The sequence below is a fragment of the Bradyrhizobium sp. STM 3809 genome (genome assembly GCF_000239795.1).
Classification (GTDB): domain Bacteria; phylum Pseudomonadota; class Alphaproteobacteria; order Rhizobiales; family Xanthobacteraceae; genus Bradyrhizobium.
The window spans coordinates 1-683 of the sequence record NZ_CAFJ01000039.1 but is presented as its reverse complement, the minus strand read 5'-3'; the positions used below and the strand labels follow the sequence as shown (position 1 = coordinate 683).

The following is a 683-nucleotide window of genomic DNA, read 5'->3' as shown; positions in this document are numbered from 1 at the left end:
CGCACGCCGTTCTCGCAGGTCAACATCCCCGCGCTGCCCGGCGCCAACCGTCCGCAGCTGACGCTCGATCCGGCGACCCAGAAGCTCACGCCAGTGACCAATGTCGTGCTCGAAAACCAGACCGGCGGGGAAAACCAGCCGAACGGCGTGGGCAACATCTTCGCCATCACCGCCCAGGCGCAGGGCTTCCTCTCCAGCCTGAAGAGCCCGCAATCGACCTTCGCGAGCTACAGCCTCGACGGCACGGTGTGGATGCGGCCGAACTCCTACAATCTCAACAGCAACCAGACCAGTGCGGTCGGCTCGGTCAACCTCGCCAACGCCACCGCGGAGACCTTCGTGCAGCAGGCCGACAACACGCCGATCAAGAACGTGCTGAACTGCTTCCTGTGCCACAACCCGACGTCCTACTCGTTCCAGACGCCGCCGCCGGCCAAGCTGCCGAACCGGCTGATCGCGCTCAGCCACGTGCTCTCGATCGGCTCGCCCTATGAGGTGCCGAACTCGATCTCCGGCAAGCTGCTGATGCGGCCGGATCTGTTCAGGAAGTAGGGAGGCAACGAGCAATGCCCAAGAATGCGTAGGGTGGGCAAAGGCGCTGCCCTGCTCCGTCGTCATGGCGAGATCGCGGTGGCGCCGTGCCCACCATCTGGCCCAGGAGTCTGCTGAACCGCGGTGGGCAC

Annotated in this window: 1 protein-coding gene; it reads left to right on the top strand. The window is 65.2% G+C overall.

The window, feature by feature from the left end:
- Nucleotides 1-552: hypothetical protein (locus BRAS3809_RS36445; RefSeq protein WP_035654978.1), on the top strand; the 552-nt coding region annotated here is incomplete at its 5' end.
- Nucleotides 553-683: the final 131 nt, after the last annotated feature.